Origin of the sequence: Bacillus sp. G1(2015b), assembly GCF_001482475.1 — a bacterium.
Taxonomy (GTDB): Bacteria; Bacillota; Bacilli; order Bacillales; family Bacillaceae; genus Bacillus; species Bacillus safensis.
The window spans coordinates 22,260-42,132 of the sequence record NZ_LKIC01000008.1; the positions used below are offsets into that span (position 1 = coordinate 22,260).

General features: G+C 42.0%; 18 protein-coding genes. 5 read left to right on the forward strand and 13 right to left on the reverse strand.

From position 1 onward, the window contains the following. The first annotated feature begins 149 nt into the window (after positions 1 to 149). Together AMR95_RS06620 and AMR95_RS06625 are read left to right on the forward strand one after the other, a co-directional pair. Positions 150 to 1,346 (forward strand): cytochrome P450, encoded by a 1,197-nt coding sequence (locus tag AMR95_RS06620; protein ID WP_058837899.1) that lies wholly within the window; start codon positions 150 to 152, stop codon positions 1,344 to 1,346. A gap of 131 nt (positions 1,347 to 1,477) precedes the next feature. After that, entirely contained in the window at positions 1,478 to 3,520 is a 2,043-nt protein-coding gene (locus AMR95_RS06625; protein ID WP_058837900.1) for a molybdopterin oxidoreductase family protein, read from the forward strand. Between the two features lie 45 nt (positions 3,521 to 3,565). On the opposite strand, the gene AMR95_RS06630 is transcribed toward AMR95_RS06625, so the two are convergent. From AMR95_RS06630 to xylA, 3 genes are all read right to left on the reverse strand, one after another. Next, positions 3,566 to 4,252, reverse strand: coding sequence for a glycoside hydrolase family 11 protein (locus AMR95_RS06630; protein ID WP_058837901.1), 687 nt, complete (start codon positions 4,250 to 4,252; stop codon positions 3,566 to 3,568). 87 nt (positions 4,253 to 4,339) lie between these two features. Further along, on the reverse strand, positions 4,340 to 5,839 hold the full coding sequence (gene xylB / locus AMR95_RS06635; RefSeq protein WP_058837902.1) for a xylulokinase: 1,500 nt from the start codon (positions 5,837 to 5,839) through the stop codon (positions 4,340 to 4,342). 35 nt (positions 5,840 to 5,874) lie between these two features. Then, complete coding sequence (xylA, locus tag AMR95_RS06640) at positions 5,875 to 7,212, reverse strand: xylose isomerase (protein ID WP_058837903.1); 1,338 nt, start codon at positions 7,210 to 7,212, stop codon at positions 5,875 to 5,877. A 210-nt stretch (positions 7,213 to 7,422) separates the two neighbouring features. On the opposite strand from xylA, the gene xylR reads away from it, so the two are divergent. Further along, on the forward strand, positions 7,423 to 8,583 hold the full coding sequence (gene xylR, locus AMR95_RS06645; protein ID WP_058837904.1) for a transcriptional repressor XylR: 1,161 nt from the start codon (positions 7,423 to 7,425) through the stop codon (positions 8,581 to 8,583). Between the two features lie 46 nt (positions 8,584 to 8,629). On the opposite strand, the gene AMR95_RS06650 is transcribed toward xylR, so the two are convergent. The 3 genes from AMR95_RS06650 to csaA all read right to left on the reverse strand — a co-directional run bounded on the left by AMR95_RS06650 (position 8,630) and on the right by csaA (position 12,499). After that, positions 8,630 to 10,237, reverse strand: a complete 1,608-nt coding sequence (locus AMR95_RS06650) for a glycoside hydrolase family 43 protein (protein ID WP_058837905.1) — start codon at positions 10,235 to 10,237, stop codon at positions 8,630 to 8,632. Between the two features lie 24 nt (positions 10,238 to 10,261). After that, positions 10,262 to 11,653 carry an MFS transporter gene (locus AMR95_RS06655; RefSeq protein ID WP_058837906.1) on the reverse strand — a complete coding sequence of 464 codons (1,392 nt, stop codon included), beginning with the start codon at positions 11,651 to 11,653 and terminating at the stop codon, positions 10,262 to 10,264. Positions 11,654 to 12,166: 513 nt separating this feature from the next. Continuing rightward, positions 12,167 to 12,499: a chaperone CsaA gene (gene csaA / locus AMR95_RS06660; RefSeq protein ID WP_058837907.1), complete on the reverse strand. Its 333-nt coding sequence runs from the start codon at positions 12,497 to 12,499 to the stop codon at positions 12,167 to 12,169. Between the two features lie 246 nt (positions 12,500 to 12,745). Between csaA and AMR95_RS06665 the strand changes: the two genes are divergently transcribed. Then, positions 12,746 to 13,225: a hypothetical protein gene (locus AMR95_RS06665; protein ID WP_039179231.1), complete on the forward strand. Its 480-nt coding sequence runs from the start codon at positions 12,746 to 12,748 to the stop codon at positions 13,223 to 13,225. Here the strand turns inward: AMR95_RS06665 and AMR95_RS06670 are convergent. The 7 genes from AMR95_RS06670 to AMR95_RS06700 all read right to left on the reverse strand — a co-directional run bounded on the left by AMR95_RS06670 (position 13,222) and on the right by AMR95_RS06700 (position 19,220). Then, positions 13,222 to 14,850, reverse strand: a complete 1,629-nt coding sequence (locus AMR95_RS06670; protein WP_228280261.1) for a YndJ family protein — start codon at positions 14,848 to 14,850, stop codon at positions 13,222 to 13,224. The genes AMR95_RS06665 and AMR95_RS06670 overlap by 4 nt on opposite strands. Further along, positions 14,840 to 15,448, reverse strand: a complete 609-nt coding sequence (locus tag AMR95_RS06675) for a DUF4166 domain-containing protein (RefSeq protein WP_058837908.1) — start codon at positions 15,446 to 15,448, stop codon at positions 14,840 to 14,842. Before AMR95_RS06675 ends, AMR95_RS06670 begins: the two co-directional genes overlap by 11 nt. Next, positions 15,411 to 16,292: a hypothetical protein gene (locus tag AMR95_RS06680; RefSeq protein ID WP_058837909.1), complete on the reverse strand. Its 882-nt coding sequence runs from the start codon at positions 16,290 to 16,292 to the stop codon at positions 15,411 to 15,413. The genes AMR95_RS06675 and AMR95_RS06680 overlap by 38 nt, the downstream gene beginning before the upstream one ends. Positions 16,293 to 16,427: 135 nt before the next feature. Beyond that, a complete protein-coding gene (locus tag AMR95_RS06685; protein ID WP_058837910.1) occupies positions 16,428 to 17,000 on the reverse strand; it encodes a TetR/AcrR family transcriptional regulator in 573 nt (190 codons plus the stop codon). A 3-nt stretch (positions 17,001 to 17,003) separates the two neighbouring features. Further along, positions 17,004 to 17,723: an MBL fold metallo-hydrolase gene (locus AMR95_RS06690; RefSeq protein WP_058837911.1), complete on the reverse strand. Its 720-nt coding sequence runs from the start codon at positions 17,721 to 17,723 to the stop codon at positions 17,004 to 17,006. A 36-nt stretch (positions 17,724 to 17,759) separates the two neighbouring features. Continuing rightward, complete coding sequence (locus AMR95_RS06695) at positions 17,760 to 18,233, reverse strand: GyrI-like domain-containing protein (RefSeq protein WP_039179246.1); 474 nt, start codon at positions 18,231 to 18,233, stop codon at positions 17,760 to 17,762. 54 nt (positions 18,234 to 18,287) lie between these two features. Further along, complete coding sequence (locus AMR95_RS06700) at positions 18,288 to 19,220, reverse strand: helix-turn-helix transcriptional regulator (RefSeq protein WP_058837912.1); 933 nt, start codon at positions 19,218 to 19,220, stop codon at positions 18,288 to 18,290. A gap of 118 nt (positions 19,221 to 19,338) precedes the next feature. On the opposite strand from AMR95_RS06700, the gene AMR95_RS06705 reads away from it, so the two are divergent. After that, a complete protein-coding gene (locus tag AMR95_RS06705) occupies positions 19,339 to 19,863 on the forward strand; it encodes a hypothetical protein (protein ID WP_058837913.1) in 525 nt (174 codons plus the stop codon). Positions 19,864 to 19,873: the final 10 nt, after the last annotated feature.

Consider the following 19,873-nt stretch of genomic DNA (forward strand, 5'->3'; position numbering starts at 1 on the left):
ATTTTAATCACTTTCTATTTTCCTATTTGGTGAATGTGCTTGAATCTTTCGATTAGACTATTGACATATTTTAGAAAACATGTCCGTTGAAATGATATTTTACTGGTGATACCGTGAAAGAGAAATCATGTGAAAAAGGAGCGTTCATAATGAAAGTGAAAGAAAACTATATCAATGTGATTCCAATTAAAGAAATCCGTTCTACCGATGACCTTCTTTTCCCATTCCCTATTTACAATGAGCTGCGTGCAGAAAGTGATATTAGATATGATGAGACAAGAAAGTGCTGGGATCTCTTTCGATATGCGGATATCCAGTCTGTTCTAAAGCAGCCTAAAGTGTTCTCTTCACAGCGGGGAAGAAGCACGTCTAAAACAAGTATTTTAACGATGGATCCTCCAAAACATACAAAGATGAGAGCGCTCGTGAATAAAGCATTCACTCCAAAAGCGATCAAACAATTAGAAGATAAGATCAAAGACCTGACACATGATCTATTAAATCAAGTCAAGGATCAACGTACGTTTGATATCGTGCAAGATTTAGCAGCTCCCCTGCCAGTGATGATCATCGCTGAGCTTCTCGGTGCAGAGGTGCAGGACAGAGAGCTGATTAAAAAACATTCTGATGCCCTTGTGGCAGGTGCTAAGGATGAATCAAAAGAGGCCATTCAGGCTGTTGTAGATATGCAGAAACGAGCTGAAGAGGAGCTGTCCATTTATTTTGCTCATCTGATCAAAAAACGAAAAGAAACGCCTGCGGGTGACTTGATCTCGCTTCTCATTCAAGCGGAAATCGATGGAGAGCGTTTAACGGAGAATGAACTGCTTGGCTTTTGTATTCTATTACTTGTTGCAGGCAATGAGACAACGACCAATTTAATAACCAATGCCGTACGACTGCTGACAGAGCAACCGCATATCGCTGAATCCGTTCGACAGGATCCCTCTCTTATTCCTCAATTAACTGAGGAAACGTTACGGTACTATCCGCCTGTTCAAGCCATTGGCCGAATCGCCGCAGAGGATGTTGAAATTGCTGGCGCACGCATTGAAAAGGGAGACTACCTCATCGGCTGGGTTGCTTCAGCAAATCGGGATGAACAGAAGTTTGAAGATCCAGATACGTTCCGGCTTGATCGGAAATCAAATCCGCATATGAGCTTTGGGTTTGGCATTCATTTCTGTCTCGGTGCACCGCTTGCCCGGCTTGAAAGCAACATTGCGCTTGATGTTTTACTCCATACGTTTCAAGACATCACCTGCGCTGCTGATCAGCTAAAACCTATACAAAGCACGTTTGTTTTTGGGGTGAAAGAATTTCCTGTACAAGTCACCCGTTTTTAAAAGTCCCTTTTTCAGGGGCTTTTTTTCATTTTCTACAATTCATCATCTCTTTCTTACCTTCCACCTCCGAACATGCTAAAATAAAGTCCATACAAAGCGATAACGGAATGCAGAAAGGAAGCCGAAAACTCATGACCGATTATACAGCGATGAAAGACGGAATATTCAAATCAGTTTGTTCGTTAGATTGCCCGGATCAGTGCGGTCTTTTAATACATAAAGAAAATGGAAAGATCGTGAAAGTGCAGGGAGATCCGGATCACCCTGTCACACAAGGAAACATATGCAACAAAGTGCGTAATGTCACAGCCCGTTTATACGATGAAAAAAGACTGACCACTCCTTTAAAACGTGTTGGTAAAAAAGGCGAAGCACAGTTTTCGCCGATTACGTGGGAAGAAGCCATTGAAACCATTCGTCAAAAATGGACAAAGCTGATCGAAGAAAAAGGGTCAGAAAGCATTCTGCCTTACAGCTTCTATGGGAACATGGGCAATCTCAACGCAGAAGGAATGGACCGCCGCTTTTTTTATCGTCTTGGTTCAAGTCAGTTAGACCGGACGATCTGTCAGTCAGCGGGAACGACTGGCTATAAATATACAATGGGTGCAAGCATTGGGACAGATCCTGAAGACACCATTCATACGAAACTATTTATCTTTTGGGGCATCAATGCCGTATCGACCAATATGCACCAAATCACCTTGGCACAAAAAGCGCGAAAGCAAGGAGCTAAGATTGTTGTGATTGATGTTCACAAGAACCAAACCGGCCGGATGGCAGATTGGTTCATTCCGCTTCGACCTGGTACTGACAGTGCACTTGCCCTTGGCATCATGCATGTCCTTTTTAAAGAGGAACGTACAGATGAAGCCTTTTTAGAGACCTACACGGTCGGTCATAAAGAGCTGCGCGAGCATGTGAAGCAGTATGATCCAGACACAGTTGAGCGAATCACGGGTGTCCCTAAGGATGACATCATGACACTAGCTAGAATGTACGCTGAGACATCACCATCTCTCATTCGCATTGGGAATGGTTTGCAGCACCATGATAATGGCGGGATGAGTATTAGAACCATTTCCTGCCTCCCTGCCCTGACTGGTCAATGGCTGCACAAGGGCGGCGGCGCGATGAAATCAAACTCTTCTTTTCTTAGCTATAATGAAACAGCTCTTCAGCGGCCGGATTTATTAAAAGAACGCACACCTAGATCATTTAATATGAACCAGCTGGGAAGTGTGCTGACAAGTGCAGAGCCTTCCGTTGATTCTCTCTTTATCTACTCGTGCAACCCTGCAGTTGTAACACCTGAAGCGAATAAAGTCAGAGAAGGTTTGCTGAGAGAGGACTTATTTACAGTGGTTCATGATTTATTTCTAACAGAAACAGCGGCGTATGCAGACATTGTCCTGCCGGCGACATCTACCTTTGAAAATGAGGATTTCTATACATCATATTGGCATCATTATATTCAAATTCAGGAGCCAGTGATAGAACGCTACGGAGAAAGCAAATCTAATACTGAAGTATTCCGCCTGCTAGCTCATGCGATGGGTTTTGAAGATGAAGCCTTCCGAGAGACAGATGCTGAGCTCATGGAACAAGCTCTTCATCATCCAGAAAATCCGCATTATGAGGACATTTCATACGAAGCATTAAAAGAAAAGAAATGGATCAAAGCAAAACGTGGAACTTTCGAGGAATTAAAGCTTCAAACCCCAAGCGGAAAAATTGAGCTTTATTCTGAACAAATGAAAAAAGACGGGTATCCAGCACTTCCAACCTATGTGCCCCTTTATCAGGAAAGTGATTATCCGCTTACCTTTATACCGGGGCCTAACCATAATTTTCTGAACTCCACCTTCTCACTTCATGAAAAGCATCAAAAGCTTGAGAAATTTCCGAAGCTGCACATGAATGAACAAGATGCAAAGGAAAGAAAGATTGAAGATGGTGACATGGTGCGTGTGCTGAACGATCGAGGAGAATGTGAGCTTGTCGTGTCAGTCGGTCAAAATGTTTTATCTGGTGTTGTGGTCAGTCAAGGATTATGGGCAGATCAAAAAGGGAAAAAACATTTAGTGAATGGGTTAACACCTGATCGATTGGCAGATATGGGCGGCGGCGCGACGTTCTTTTCTGGCAGAGTCGAAGTTGAAAAATTATCTTAGAAAAAATAAAAGCCAGCAAAAAACTGCTGGCTTTTTTATAAGCTTTTATCGTCCAATAAACAGCTGGTTGGTCATCACATTCGCACTTCCGCTGCTTTGGTAGCCTTCTACAGTAAATGCCGTTTCATACATTTTACCCATTGGCATGCCTAAGCTTTCCCATTTATTAAAATGCGCACTGACGGAAACCGTTCCGCTTGTACGCTTGGTTTGACGTACACTCCAATATTGCTTGAAGGTCGCAATCCCGATAATGGAAGGCTGATTGACGCGGGTCGTTTCATAAATGTCATATGTGCCTCCATCGGCATAAAATGATCCTTTATACGCTCCTGTTGGACGATATGTGCCCCATGAATCAACAATGTAGTATTCTGCTAATGGAGATTGTGTCCAGCCATAGACACATAAATAGGAATTCCCGCCTGGGTTAAAGTTTGCGTTGTAGTTGATGGAGATGTTGCCAAGCTGATGATGAGTTTTAGTGGAATCAAACTTCTTTCCTTTCCGAAATAAAGCATTTCCGATACTGTTCCAGCCTGCAGTAAATGCCCCGCCGTTATTGAGTGTCATCGAGGTGTTTCCATAATCCTTCCATAATTCATAATCGTATCCGCTATGTGTACCCATTTCATTATTATAAATCGTTTTCGCATAAACTGGCACAGCCGTCAGTGTCAGCACAAATCCAATACACACCACAAACAATAGCCTCAATCTTTTCAAATTCATTTTCCATCCCTCTCCTTTTTTCATCCGTATTGTTCTGTCATCCCTAAGGTGAAAAAACCATCACCTCCTTTCATGCAGCCTTCTCAGTTAGATGGAACGATACTGCTTTAACCCGGCATGGATATCTCTTGTTTGTGTATAAATCCTTTGATACAAATGAAATAGATCAGCATATACTTCCGCATGCTGCTGATTTGGCTCATAAACAGCAGCTTGATGGATCAACTGATGGGCACATACTTCAAGTGACGGATACCATCCGCAGCCAACCGCAGCAAGCATGGCTGCACCTAAAGCAGGCCCTTGTTCATTGTCTAACTGGATGACGTCAGCCTGAAAAATGTCCGCTTGCATTTGAAGCCAAGTCCGGCTTCTCGCACCGCCGCCAATGGACACAATAGAATCTATGTTTTTTCCTGCCTGCCGGAATAATGCGATAGATTCATTCAGCGAAAAGGTAATTCCCTCTAACACAGCCCTGACAACATGTGCCCTTTCATGCCTGCTGTCTAATCCTATCAAGCTGCCGCGAATGACCGAATCCGCATGAGGTGTTCTTTCCCCGACTAAATAGGGAGTAAAAAGCAATCCTTTCGCTCCTGGCGCAACATGAGCCGCACCTTCTAAAAGTGATTGGAACGATTCCTCAGGTGCCAGTAAGTGTTTTAACCAGTTAAGACTATATCCCGCTGAAAGGGTGACGCCCATTGTGTAAAAAGCGTCTTTTTTTGCATGGTGAAACAAATGCAAATTCCCCTGAAGTTCCCTTTCATGATCTTCTTCATAGGAGAGAATGACACCCGATGTGCCGATGCTGCATAACGTGCGGTCAGAGGATAAGATACCAGCACCAATTGCTCCGCAAGCATTATCTGCCCCGCCGGCAAAAACCTTCACGCCTTCTTTCATCCCAACATCACGTGCAATGTGCGGCAAAAGTGTACCAACCTCCGCCTCTGATGTGACAAGCGGCGGGCAAATATGAGGAGAAATGTCAAATGCCTGACAAATCTCCTCACTCCACGTCTGTTCACCGATATTTAACAGCAAAGTGCCCGCCGCATCAGAATAATCAATATGGACAGCGCCTGTTAAACGAAATCTGACATAATCTTTTGGGAGTAAAAACATGTCGATTTGTTGATCAATTTGTGGTTCATGTTCCTTTACCCATAGTAATTTAGGCAGTGTGAATCCTTCTAACGCCTGGTTTTTTGTGATCTTTTGCAGCCGGTCCCCCAGCTTTTTTGTCATGTGTTCACATTGTGCTGTCGTTCGTGTATCATTCCATAAAATTGCAGGGCGTAGCACTTCGCGAGATTCATTTAATAGAACCAACCCATGCATCTGTCCGGAAAAGCTGATGCCTTCGACTTGCCTTGAATGAACAGGCTGCTTTGCCATCAGTTCTTTCATCACAGCTATTGTCTGCTCTACCCAATCCTCGGGGTGCTGCTCACAATATCCCGGTTTCTCTTGAATGAGGCGGTACGGCTTAGAGGCTTCGTAGCACACCTTTCCGCTCTCATCGACTAATATCGCTTTGACCCCGCTCGTTCCAAGATCAATTCCCATCACATATTTCATGTTTTCACTCCTTCAAAACAAGTCCGCCCATTCAATTAATCTTCTAACAAGTATTGATTTAAACGGGCTTTCAGCTGTTCCTCTCTTCCCGATTCGTTTCTGATTAAAGGATGTTTCAGCGCATATTCTTCTAATGTATGAAAGTTTGCCTTCCCTTCTGAAATGTCACGTCCAATTCCTTCAGAAAAGCTGCGATACCGGTGCTTTATCACATCTTCAAACACACGATCTTCTATGAGTCTATGAGCGACCCGCAGTCCCTTTGCGAATGCATCCATTCCGGCAATATGGGCATATAAAATATCTTCAAGTTCAAAGGAAGCTCTTCTCACTTTTGCATCAAAGTTGAGACCACCAGCCCCTAGCCCGCCATTTTGCAAAATTTCATACATGGCAAGAGTTGTGGCATACAGATCGGTTGGAAATTCATCTGTATCCCACCCAAGAAGCGAATTTCCTTGATTCGCATCAACAGAACCGAGCAGCCCATGAATTCTTGCGACACGCAATTCGTGCTCAAACGTATGGCCAGCGAGTGTCGCATGATTGGCTTCGATATTTAATTTAAAATGAGAATCTAATCCGTATTGCTTTAAAAAGGCGATGGATGTCGCTGCATCTGTGTCGTATTGATGAGTTGTTGGCTCCTTTGGTTTTGGCTCAATTAAAAATTGACCTGTGTACCCAATTTCTTTTGCATAATCAACAGCCATATGCAAGAAGGCCGCCATGTGATCAAGCTCTCTTTTCATATCTGTATTAAGCAGCGTATCGTACCCTTCTCGTCCACCCCAGAAAACATAATTTTCTGCACCAAGTTCTTTGGCAGTTTCGATGCCTTTTTTAACCTGTGCGGCCGCATAGGCAAAGACATCTGCATGACAAGATGTCGCAGCACCGTGTACAAATCTAGGATGCTTGAACATATTGGCCGTGTTCCACAGCAGCTTTACTCCGCTTTGCTGCATGTATTCTTTCATTCTTTCTAAAATGATGTCTAATTGTTGATTGGTCTCTTGAAGCGTCTCTCCCTCTGGCGCGATATCGCGGTCATGGAATGAAAAATACGGTACATCTAGTAGGTCAAAAAGCTGAAAAGCGACTTCCAATCTAGCTTTTGCTAAATCCATTCCGCTATAGGAGTCCCATGCTCTCTGCATCGTGCCAGTTCCAAACATGTCAGTTCCATCAGCGGTTAATGTATGCCAATAAGCGACTGAAAAACGCAGGTGGTCTTTCATCGTTTTTCCGCCAATCACTTCGCTTGGATTATAGTATTGAAAGGCGAGTGGATTTTTTGATTGTTTTCCTTCATATTGAATTTTGCTGATTCCTTCTAAGCTGTATAACGTTTTCATATTTGATTTAGCCATTCTTCATTCCTCCTGAGTACACTTTGTAAGTTGATTCAACAAACTAATGATCAATGTATGAGAAAATCTCTTTGAATTTTCCATATTTTTTAGTTTTTTAGAAATATTTTCGTTATAATAAAGTTAAAATCATCTTTTTTATCGAATACATACGGAAAAAAGCAGCTCTTCTCAACTTAATCTAAAGACGAAACAAATGGAGTGGATAACGTGGATATCGCTGATCAGAACTTTGTAAAAAAAATAAATCAAAAACTATTATTAAAAGAAATTCTCCAGCATGCGCCCATTTCGCGAGCAAAATTATCTGAACGCACTGGATTAAATAAATCGACTGTTTCTTCTCAAGTAAGTACGTTAATGAAGGAACATCTTGTCTATGAGATCGGCCAAGGTGAGTCTAGCGGCGGGAGAAGACCGGTTTTACTGATGTTTAATAAACGTGCTGGCTGCTCCATCGGGATTGATGTTGGTGTTGATTATGTCAATGGCATATTAACAGACCTTGAAGGATCCATTCTTTACGAAGAGCAGATCAAGCTCCCACCGAGCTCTCCTGATGTGACGATACGTAAATTAATTGAATTAATACAGCAGCTCATCACACAAATGCCCTCTTCCCCATACGGGCTCATTGGCATTGGTCTATGCATACATGGGTTAGTGGATGCAGATGAACAAATCGTGTTTACGCCTCATTCCAAATGGAAAAATGTTGATCTGAAAAAGCCGCTCCAAGACACATTCCAAGTTCCGATTTTCATTGAAAATGAAGCAAATGCCGGTGCATATGGTGAAAAAATCTTTGGTGCCGCTAAACACTATGACCATTTGATCTATGCAAGCATCGGCACTGGCATAGGGATCGGAATCATTATCAATCATCATTTATACAGAGGAGCTTACGGCTTTTCTGGTGAAATGGGACATATGACGATTGATTTTAATGGACCAACATGCAGCTGCGGGAACCGTGGGTGCTGGGAATTGTATGCATCTGAGAAAGCCTTGTTTCAGTCTCTTCAAACAGATGGTCAACCCATCTCACATCAAGACCTGGAGCAGCTGGCCAAGTTAAATGATATGAGAACGCTCAATGCCCTGCGCAACTTTGGTTTTTACCTTGGCGTCGGTCTCACAAACGTCCTTCATACCTTTAACCCGCAAGCCATCATTTTAAGAAACAAAGTGATCGAATCACATCAGACGGTTCTACATGTGATTGAGGAGGAGGTATCCTCGCGAATGGATACGCAATTCAGCTCACAGATAGAGCTGCTCCCCTCATCATTAGGACACAATGCACCAGTATTGGGGATGACATCTCTTGTCATAGAAGCTTTCCTGCAAGATGCCACCCTCACAACATAACCTATTTATTTTCCAAAAAAGACAGCCCGCAACGCGTTGTCTTTTTTTATTCATTTTTTTCCTCATAGCGAAAATACTGAAAATCAGCGGGCAGACGCTCGCCGCTCGTATCTTGACACTGCATACCGACAAATGCCCCTGTAAAGAATCCCCCACCTCTAATGAAATCATCGGATAAATGGATGGATTCAAGCGGCACATCAATTTCCTTCCACTCTTTTTGATCAAAAGAATAAGAATATTTATATGTCTCTTTCTGAACGGTCACTTTTAAATAGACATAAGTGACCTCGTCTGGAATGATGATTTTATGTGTCAATGGCTGAGAAAAGGCAAGGTTTTCACAGATAGATAGCTCAAGCGTGCGCCCAAGTTCCTCATCATATGTCACCTGGAGTGCTGTCCAGTTTTCCGTATTATAATAATTCACAAGACCAGCGGCTTGCTGAAAGTTTTCTGGGAAGAACGAAACAGCTGTCTCTGCTTCAAAATAAAAGCTTTGCCAGCGCCTTGCAACAAAAGCTTGGGTAAACTTAGACGTTAAAGATTCGTGACCGAATAACCTTAAATGCTGAGGTTTCTCCGTTAACGAACCAATCTGATCGGTAAACGGAATTCTTAATGTTTGGAAGTGTCTATTTAGTGTTGATTCTTTAAATTCATCGACTGTATGATAGGTTGGTGCAAAAACCTTTTCTTCGATCTTTGGCGCTTCAACCTCAAGCGTCCCCCCTTTTCCGCCAACAACATAAGGCCAGCCATCCTTCCATTCTAGCTTTTGTATGGCTGTTTCTCTTCCTAAAGGGCACCACCCTCTCTGTTGAAAAATAGATTCCTTGCTTGATTGAATTGGGCGGCCAGTGAGATGAGCGAGATACCATTCATTTGTATGCGTTTGAACGATTGAAGCATGCCCGCATTTTTGAAGCGGATGTTCAGGCGCATGGAAGGCACTTAAAATCGGGTTATCAGGATGAACCTCATAAGGCCCTTCAATATGTGGGGACCGGGCGATCGTTGCCGCATGCTCATACCTGGTACCTCCTTCTGCCGTTAATAAATAGTAGTAGTCACCGATATGATACAGATGCGGCGCTTCTGTCAGTTTAATCGGTGTGCCTTTAAAAATGACCTTCCTTTGACCGATGAGCTTCTTTTCAGCCACACTATATTCCTGCAAGGCAATACCTGCAAAGGAATGGTGCTTTTCCCTATGATCCCACAGCATATTTAAGACGTATTTCTTCCCGCTTTGATCATGGAATAAAGAAGGATCAAACCCAGAGCTGTTGAGCCGGATCGGTTCACTCCAATCGCCGTCCACTTCGCTTGCCGTGACCAAATAATTATGACCGTCTTTAAATGGACCATCCACTACTTTGATATCTGAATAAATAAGCCAAAACTGTCCATCTGCATAGCTTAAACACGGTGCCCATACTCCGCCAGAATTAGGATTTCCCTTCATATCCAGCTGCGAGTTTTTTTGCAAAGGACGCGCAGCAAGACGCCAATGGACGAGATCCTTTGAATGATAAATTTGCACCCCTGGAAACCACTCAAATGTAGAGACGGCCATATAATAATCTTCTCCGACACGACAAATACTTGGGTCGGGGTTAAACCCTTTGAGCACTGGATTGGTAATCTTCATTGAACTTCCTCCTCTTTCAGAGACCTACATTTTAAAATCGTCCATATGATCGATATATACCTTGTCTCTGTTCTCAAGCTCCCGTACGACTTTTTTATGTTTTTCTTCATCTAGGTTATAAAAATTAATATCCACCATCGCTAAAATCAGTAAGCATACAGGAATCACCGTTGTCGTGATTAAAATGCCCAGTAATGCTTCTGGTGTTTGCATTTGATTCGCAATATAGCCAAAGCGATCGAGTACAAGCCCTGGCACAATCCCGCCTAATGCCATTCCAAATTTAAAGAAGAATCCGATGATGGCATAGATGAGTCCACCCATCCTTTTCCCTGTTTTATATTCGCCATATTCAACGGTTTCAGGAATGAGCGCCCACATGTAAGCACCGGCTGTAATACTTCCTGCAGCTGCAACGAGCCTGAAAATAAGTATTAAAGTGATTTGACTCGGCGGTATCACAAGTAATGCAAGAAGTCCTACAATATTCAGCAATAATGAATAATTCAGCAACTTTTTCTTTCCTAACAGCTTGTGCAGTTTTGGAATAAACGGCAGCACCATTAAAGCAGGCAGACTCCCAATGAGTCCGTACCATTTCACTAAATCTTCTCTGCCGAGGTTATACGTCACATAATAGATCCCAACAGAGTTGCTGATCGAGTTCACGCCAAAAATAATAATAAAGAAAATGCTTAATACAACAAGCGGACGATTCACACGTAACTGGACAAAGATATCACTGAACTTAATTTTTTCCTCCGGCTTTTGAAGCGTGACACGTTCATTCGTGCTTTTAAAACAGAAAATAAGTAATGCACCGCCAAGAACGCCGAGAAAAGCCATCGTCATCTGCCAGCCGAGGGCTGTATTTCCTGTTTTATCACTCAAAAAAGTCGCAAGAAAAGGAACAAAAAAAGCAACAACTAGACCTCCGAGATTAGCAAAAAGCATACGAACAGACGTAATACTGACAACCTCTTGGTTATTTCTTGTCATTGCGGATGTTAAAGCACCATAAGGAACATTGATGAATGTGTATGTAAGCGATAAACCAACATACGTGATGTAGGCATAAACGAGTTTACCCATTTCAGAAAGATCAGGTGTTGTAAAGCAAAGGATGGCGAGTACCACAAAAGGAAACGCCCCGAATAACAAGTAAGGTCTGAACCTGCCAAAACGGCTGTTCGTTCGATCCACCAATGCACCAATAAACGGATCTGCAAGCGCATCAATGGCCCGAACAACTAAAAACATCGTCCCTGCTGCTGCCGCTGATAAACCATACACATCTGTATAAAAAAATAATAGATACGTAGAGACAGTTGCATAAATTAAGTTACATGCGAAATCTCCTGAAGCATATCCCACTTTTTCAGACATACGAATCTTTTTTAAATTCTCACTTACCATGAGCTTTCTCCCTTCTTCTCTTAGCCTCTTCTAATGAACAGATGATGGAGGGCAGCAGCAGTCAATGCAATGAATATAAAGCGCTTTCAATTTGTTGTAAAAATGAAGCTGAACATCTAACCCTTTCAGCTTAGCCCACATACGCAGCAAATGATTTGAATGACAGAATCATCCCCTTCAATAGTCGGATCATCACTTAGAACTCATCTTAGTTTATCGACTAAACAAACTAAGATGAGTTCATTTTATAAAATCTGATCTGACTTTTCAATATTTTTCGAAAAAATAATCCAAATAATTGATTTCTTGTCATTTTTCTGCTGAAATGACGTGAAAAACTGAAGTGAATCATTTAATGGTTGCAATTCAGCTCATCCCATGCTATATTTATCAAGCGATGAGCTGAATTGTGTAAGTCGGGTAACATGTCTCCTTGAGACACACACGAATGTGGCGTGTGGTTATTCCGCCTCAATACGCAAAAGACATCTTCTCAGGAAGATGTCTTTTTTCTTATCCTATTTTTGTCCCATTTTCTACAGGCTCATCTGTTGCTAGTAAAATTACGTCTTCTTTTGACGGCATGCCCCCTAATACAAGCACTTCTGATTTGAACCCTGCAATTCTTCTTGGCGGAAAATTGACGACTGCTACAATTTGCCTGCCAATGATATTCTCAGCTGTATACCGTTTTGTCAGCTGAGCACTGGATTGTTTTAGACCAATCTCTTCACCAAAATCAATCTTGAGTTTTAATGCAGGTACTCTTGCCTCTGCAAAGAATTCTGCTTCGATAATCGTCCCAACACGAATATCTAAAGCTAAAAACTGTTCAATATCTGCCATCTGATTCTCTCCTCTTCATTCAAGGGTAAGTTCATTTACTAGAGTCATCTATTGTTTTTTTCATTGTAGCACATTCATTTCGTAAAAAAAGTGAGTCAAAAAGCCGATTCATCGCAAAATCCAACCTTTAGTTTACATAATAATTTTATTGTCTTGTATTAAATGTTTGCATCCTGAAAATGAATTCAGTAAAATGGCAAATAATCCTACTGCTTCCTCCCAAATATATTGGGGAGGGGTTAACACTTGTTTACATTATCGGATATGTGGACATTTTGCTGGTCGTTTTTCGTCATTCTTCCTATCGTTGCCATCTTGCATCAGGTTGGCCATATTATGGTCGCGTGGATGTTTGGCGCAAAGGTTTCTTTTGCTCTTGGCAGAGGCAAAAAAGTATTGAAAATAGGCGTTGTTGAAATTAGACGTATCTATTTTCTAGATGCATTTTGCCATTATGAAGAAATGAGGAAAAATAACCGATTCTCGCACATTCTTGTCTACCTAGGCGGATCATTATGCAACCTGCTCAGTGTTCTCATCCTGAATACAATGATCGCCAATGATATCCTGCCAGAACATCAATTTTTCTATCAATTTGCTTACTTCTCTGTCTACTATGTATTTTTTGCACTGCTGCCAGTCCAGTATGCAGATCATCATCCGAGTGATGGGCAAGCGATTGTGAACATCATTCGGCACGGTGAACCATGTGACATCATTGACTAACAGGATGGCTTCCGGCTGTCAATTTGATAATGAATCGTTAAAAAGGGAATACCGAATAGCTTCATTTGATGAACTGCTGTGAGACTTTTATCTGTCTCCGGCTTCATATGAAAGCTTTCTTCCATTGGCAGTTTCATGGTGATAAAAGGCGTATGCAAATACAATCCTTCGTCACCGGTACTGCCTTTTGGACATGCACTTTTTAAGAGAAAGTCTTCCTTTTCATTAAAAGGTTTTAAAATGGCGGTCATCTGAGAATATGGAAGCGGCAGCGCAATATTCATATAGCCCGCAGCTGCATCGTGATGATGAGCATAAAGTGCAAAAAAGACCTGCTCCCCTTTTTCGTTGTGACGAATCCACGCCCTGACTTTCTTTCGCTCTTCTTTAGGATGTTGAAATGTAGTCAGACGTCCCTTCATTTCATATGGGATACGAGATGTTCCTAAATAGAGCTGCCCTATTTTCTTAAACATGGGCTGAAGTAAAAAAACAAACGGCCTCACCCACCAATGAAAACAGACTGCTGATTTTAACGTAAATGCCGTCGGATTTTCATAAAACCTCCGAATCACAGGTGATACCCTTTCAGCTGAAAACGTCGTTCCATTTAAATCATCAAGTGAATCGACTAAACCGAGCTTCTCGCGATCATGCATTCTTTCCTTTTGAAAAGAGATCTTATGAAAACGGCCATGCACGCTTGATATCGGAAAGTTCTTCTGTTTCAATTGATCCTTTGGCCCTTCGATCAGCCATCCAATCAGACCTGGTAAAATCACAAAAAAGGCATTGATACTGCCATGAAACCAAATCATCTGATCAATACTGATATAGGTCACGTGCATGAGCATGCCGGCAGAATATAGAAGAGATAGCACGATCGTCGCCATTAAGATGCAGCTAGAAAACACAACCAGCCTTTTTGCCACAGTCGATCGAAACCTTGTTCTCATACAAAGAATGCCGTACAAATAGAGTGCAATGACATATAGCATAACGCTGAACGTATCAAATAGACGGGAGAAGCTAATCCCAACAGCAATCATCACAGGCGACAGCAAAATCACCCAGCCTGCCCCTTTGTATAAAGCTGTCTCTTTTTCTCTCTGTCTCCCTAATAATCCATAGAAAAGCGGGATAAAAAAAGCAGAGTAATGAAAATGAATAGCAGTCAAAAGCACGATGATTGGTGAAAAGGTCATCACCTGTATATCTGCTGTATACAGCCAAAACCAAAGCCCGCCTAAAGCGAGATACATCCATGCACCATCAATCATCAATTCATGAAGCGGAACGGTTCCCCTTTTCAGCAAACGAGTAAAGCCATATAACGCCAAAATGATCGTATACAAAAACCATCCCGATGCAAACAAAGCAGAATGATAGATAAATGCAGCCGTTGCACAAAAAGCAGCTAATGGAAAGGCTTTCATTAAAATACCGAGCAGTACTCCCGGCTTACTCTCACTCTCTTCCTTCGCAAAAAAAGCTAACACTGCAGGAAGGAAAAACAGAATCGCTATCAGTACAAAAAATTCTGCTATCGGACCTGTCATCAAACGGGCGGCGATAAAACAACACATGAAGAGAAGGCTTGATATCAAGTGCCATTTATTCATCATGAGACTCCACCCTTTCAGTAAATCGGCCTTTATATGTAAAAAGAGTGCCAAACAGTCGATTTTTCACATGCACATGAATCATATACTCATCTGTACGCTCGTCGTAGCCTTCTGTGACATCTGACTCACCATAAAGCCATGAAGGCAGCGGCCACTCACGTCCAAACATCAACAGTTTCTGCTGGCCGGATTGAATGTGAAGGAACCCATACTTTGTTACTGTAAAATGAAGCTCTGTCATAAGAAGTCGAGGCTTTCCAAAATAGTCTAGTACTTTATGACTCTTCTCATCAATGATCATATCTGCATCAAAGTGCCTTTCCTTCTTTGGGAAATAAAACGTACGGAACCAGTGCATGCCTTCCTCTCCCTTATTTGTCATAAAGGGTTTATTCACAATTCGGAAGGGAATGTTTTTTCCTCTCTCGGGGAAAAAACAGCGAAAGTGTGGACCAATTTTGAAGAAAAATCGAATGAGCCTCGTTCCGCCGCCTATTTCCTCCATAGTGCCTTCAGCGGTAAACGCACGGTTGTATCTCTCTTTTAATTTTGGATGAAGCTTATCGTAATCCTTTACTTGATGACGATGAACGACCATGTCTACCTCCCCTTTTCCGTTTGATCGAAAATACATCTATACAATCTTTTAAATTAATCATTCCTCCAATGGATAGAATCAAAAATGCACTCATCACAAGCGGCTCATGAAGTGTCGATTGTGGGGATACAATCCCGATACAAAGCATCATCAGCAGAAACACGCTTTGAAGAATGAACAGATATTTCTTTGATAGCTTAGGTATCAGCCACGATACGCCTATCAGGGCATAAAACAACCGAAATCCGGTGCTATGATCAAAAGCGGAATGTGAAAATGGGATGACTGCTTGGCATAGCCAGACGATGGCAAACAGCAAACAAATTCCATAATGGGCAAGGGTTCTCTCCAGTAACAACCGAGGATGCGTTCCCCTTTCAAGCCACGTCTTTAGTGCGCCAAAACTAAAGGCTGTCATAAACCCAATCATCGGGCGAAAAAGAAATCGATCTGCCCACGCCCATCCTTTTCCTTCTTTCGTTTTGTAATCAAATTGAGTTTGAAACACAATATGATCGTTCGTTTTCACATATTTCCAATAGCCGCCGCCTTCTTTGATAAAAGACAAGGGGTGTGACGATTTAAATTTCAGCGAGGATGCCCGTTCATTCCGTTCATCCATCATTCTAGTTCGATATGCTCCTGTCCCTGTGACACTTACACCAAATCCAAGATGCTTTTCATACAAAAAGGTTTGGGGCTGTTCATCTTGAGGTTCATTTAATGAAATGGTTGAAAAGCGCAAATCCCACTGTTCATGAAGCTTTGGATTTTGCGTATATTCCCATACTTTCTCTAAAGGTGCATGAATGGTTGTTTCCACATAAACAGGCTTTCTTTTCATCTGCCTCTACTCCTCTATGTGAATTATTTCACATAATAAGCATACCATGTTTCACAAAACTGTCAAATCTTTATTCATTTTTTCTTAAAAAATTGTGCCATTTATGATATCGGTTCGCTGCAAAAAAAAGACCTGTCATATAGACAGATCTTCTTTTTGCAATACTCCTGTGATATAGAGCCGAACCGCATAGCTCACACTTTCTTCAAGCTGTTCTTTTCGTTGAAATCCCTTTTTATTAGAAATATCACCGAAGCCGTGCAGTAAGCTTCTCAGTCCTCTGACAACATGCGTCATTTCCTCTTCCTTTACACCAAAGCGTGACATAATGGATTGAACAAACTGAACAAGGCGCTCTGCTGCAAGTCGTACTTCTTTTTCGTTCATATGTGAAAAGGCAGCTTCATAAAGACCGGGGTGTTCTCGGACAAATTGCACATATTGTCTGGCAAAGGCTAAAACAGCTGCTTCTTTTTCCAGCCCCTCTGTGACTTGCATCCCTTCCTCACAAAGCATGGACAGCCCCCTTACTGCGAGTGCTGCCTGAATCTCATGAAGGCCGGATACGTGATTGTAAAGAGAAGGCGGTCTGATGTTCAGCCTTTTAGACAATGTAGCAATGGTCAAAGCGGAAAAGCCCTCTTCATCAACAAATGCTGCCGCTGTATCCATAATTTTTTCTTGTGTAATTCCCATTCTTGGAGACACGGTTTACTGCCCTCCTTTTTTTAGCTGGTGCTGCCTTTTACGGACGGCAGCTTGAAGCTTTTCATGAGGTTCAATCATAAGGTCACCATGTCCGGCAGCAAGACAGGATAAGCGCAGTGCTAGTAATTTTTCAGCGCTTTTTAGTGCGGTTTCTGCATCCCATGTGGCAAATGCCGGGAACGGAAAGCTCCACCGAAACTCACCCGTTACCGATAAGCCGCCTTTTGTCACAAGTGCATCACCTGCAATGACAACTCCTGACTTTTCATCGTATAAAGAAATGCTGCCAGGTGTATGGCCAGGTGTTGCAATCACTTTGAAGGGCCCAATCTCATCTCCTTCTTCGACAAGCACATCTGGTTTTGTATGAATATTTTTCATAAAACTGCCTTTGATTTTTTGCTGGGGTTCACTAGGCAGCAAGGAAAAGTCACCTTCAAAAAGGCGGGCATCACGTTTTGATAAATAGACGACTGCCTCGGGAAAAGCCTTTTTCACCTCATCTAATGCACCGATATGATCCATATGGCTATGAGTGAGAATAATCTTATGAATTGGTTTGTTCTTTTTACGGGCAAATTCGATGATCGAGTTCGCCGCCATTTTTAAAGCAGCATCAATTAAAATGAGTCCTTCCTCTTCCTCAAATACATAGCAATTTACCGGAAATAATCGCGGCATCAATGTAAGCTGGTGCAGACGGTCAAAAGTTGTTAATCTCATGATTGCCCTCCTAAAACTAATGTCGTTAGTTTTATATTAACTAATGGTATTAGTTTTAGCAAACATTTTTTCATCCACCGCAATATAAATATCAATTTGCGCTTCTTTTGGATCAATAGATCTTTCATCATACCATTCAAAATCACCTGTATAAGTGCGGTATTGTCGCTGATCCCACGTCCAAATCTTGTGCCATGCTTCAAGCACAACCTCTTCAATTGGTCCCTTTCTCGTTTGAAATCTTGCGTAGGTGGACGCAGGAATCTCTATGACATGATCTCGATGCTGCCTCGCGAACTGCCCAGCCGTGAATAAATACGAGCCATGTTCATCTTTTTCATAATCTGAATAAAGCCCTATGACTGGGGCTTGTCCCCCATGAAGCTGCTGCGCAAAAAATTCCTGCCAAAGCGGCGCAATCTTCCGCTCTTTTGTTTGCTCTATTTCGTTTGTAGTTCGAACAGACAACCCTTTGATCCATTGTTTTTCTAATGTCACGATATCGTACATACATTCTCATCTCCTTTTCTCCCATCATATAAAAAGAAACCTGACAACTGTGTGTCAAGTTTCTAATCTCTTCATAAATTGTTTTAATTTGAGATCAAACGCTTCCTTGATGTGCTGAGGTGAAAGAATGTCGACGTCCGGTCCTAAATGGAATAGGAAACTGTGCAGCCAATCATCTTGCGGCACGGTCAATGCTGCCAAATAGGTTCCATCTGAACAGACGATCAATTCGTTCTCATCCACCCATTCCTTCACTTTGCCAACTGATACTTCCGTTAACCTGAGCGTGAGCGTTGTGACTGAAGGTTCTTCATGCCAAGAGTCATTCCAAGGCTTCTCTTCATTTTTGATTCTTTTCGGCCTGAAATATGCTGAAATGGTGATGAGGTCTGTCATTCTTGTCAGCTTGAACAGACGAAAAGCTTTTTTCACACAACAGAACGCATACAAATACCAATGCCTTCCTTTTAAGACTAGCGTATAAGGCTCCACTTTCCGTGGAAGTGTTTCACCTTTTGCATTGCGATAAGTGAACTGGATGAATTGATGCGCGGAGGCAGCGGTATGGATCAGCTGCAGCTTCTTCTCAGCCTGACTGTCTTTCCCCCATGAGCTTAAATCAATAAAGACATGGTGCTGTTTCTCACTTTCATGAGTTTGTCGCGGAATAAGAGATTTGATTTTTTTCAGTACATGTTCACTTTCTTTAAAGGAATATGCACTCGTCATGCTTTCAAGAGCTGTTAAAATAAGTTCAATGTCATCATCGGTAAATAATTTTTTCTCTAAACGATAGTCATCAACAAGTGAAATGCCTCCGCCTGCTCCTTGTGTTGTCACAACAGGAATCCCGGCTTGATTGATGGTCTCAATATCGCGATAAATCGTCCTCACGCTCACTTCATGAAGTTCAGCAAGGTCTTTCGCTTGAACTTGCTGCTTGCTAATAAGCAGCATCACAATAGATAAAATACGATCGATTTTCATGCCTTTTCCTCTTTTTCATAAATGTAGGTTTTGATTTGATAAAAAAAGAAAGAATGGTAAAGATAAGGAACAGCCAGCATTCGTTTACATCCCTGCACATGCAGGAGGAGGTTGCATCATGACACATCACGTGTGGCAGTTATTCATAATTGGAGGCATTATGCTGATCTGCATCATTTTTCGAATGAATCGTATGAGACGCTATCAGCTTGTGCGCCCAATCAGTCTTTTGATGAGAATGTATGTATTTGGACTCACTGCTCTTATTCTCTTATTAGAAGGCTGGCAAAATCACAGCATTTTCATCTATGCCGCTATTGGTATGCTCTTTGGAAGCAGTCTGGCCGTTCATGCCTATGAGACGATCCGGATGAAAGAAGAAAATGGCCGTCTTTATGTGAAAACGAGTAAATGGATTGAAAGCTTCATTTTATGCTTATTTTTATCTAGACTTAGTTTTAAGCTGGGTGAGCTGACAAACTATTCGCTCACAAAGATTGGTGTCGTTGAACTGTATCAGCATATTGTGAGTGATGATGCCATGACCATGCTCAGCTTTTTTCTGTTAGCTGCTTACTATGTCGTTTTTTCTTATCAAATGATGAAAGCAGGTAAACGATCAGCACATATGCATCATGCGTAAAAACCTTCCT

Coding starts and splice junctions, on each gene's coding strand:
- AMR95_RS06690 (WP_058837911.1), bottom strand. CDS start 17,723: ATGAGATTAACAACTTTTGACCGTCTGCACCAGCTTACATTGATGCCG.
- AMR95_RS06655 (WP_058837906.1), bottom strand. CDS start 11,653: ATGGTAAGTGAGAATTTAAAAAAGATTCGTATGTCTGAAAAAGTGGGA.
- csaA (WP_058837907.1), bottom strand. CDS start 12,499: ATGGCAGATATTGAACAGTTTTTAGCTTTAGATATTCGTGTTGGGACG.
- AMR95_RS06620 (WP_058837899.1), top strand. CDS start 150: ATGAAAGTGAAAGAAAACTATATCAATGTGATTCCAATTAAAGAAATC.
- AMR95_RS06670 (WP_228280261.1), bottom strand. CDS start 14,850: ATGATGAATAAATGGCACTTGATATCAAGCCTTCTCTTCATGTGTTGT.
- AMR95_RS06630 (WP_058837901.1), bottom strand. CDS start 4,252: ATGAATTTGAAAAGATTGAGGCTATTGTTTGTGGTGTGTATTGGATTT.
- AMR95_RS06675 (WP_058837908.1), bottom strand. CDS start 15,448: ATGGTCGTTCATCGTCATCAAGTAAAGGATTACGATAAGCTTCATCCA.
- AMR95_RS06625 (WP_058837900.1), top strand. CDS start 1,478: ATGACCGATTATACAGCGATGAAAGACGGAATATTCAAATCAGTTTGT.
- xylA (WP_058837903.1), bottom strand. CDS start 7,212: ATGGCTAAATCAAATATGAAAACGTTATACAGCTTAGAAGGAATCAGC.
- AMR95_RS06680 (WP_058837909.1), bottom strand. CDS start 16,292: ATGAAAAGAAAGCCTGTTTATGTGGAAACAACCATTCATGCACCTTTA.
- AMR95_RS06650 (WP_058837905.1), bottom strand. CDS start 10,237: ATGAAGATTACCAATCCAGTGCTCAAAGGGTTTAACCCCGACCCAAGT.
- AMR95_RS06705 (WP_058837913.1), top strand. CDS start 19,339: ATGACACATCACGTGTGGCAGTTATTCATAATTGGAGGCATTATGCTG.
- AMR95_RS06695 (WP_039179246.1), bottom strand. CDS start 18,233: ATGTACGATATCGTGACATTAGAAAAACAATGGATCAAAGGGTTGTCT.
- AMR95_RS06700 (WP_058837912.1), bottom strand. CDS start 19,220: ATGAAAATCGATCGTATTTTATCTATTGTGATGCTGCTTATTAGCAAG.
- xylB (WP_058837902.1), bottom strand. CDS start 5,839: ATGAAATATGTGATGGGAATTGATCTTGGAACGAGCGGGGTCAAAGCG.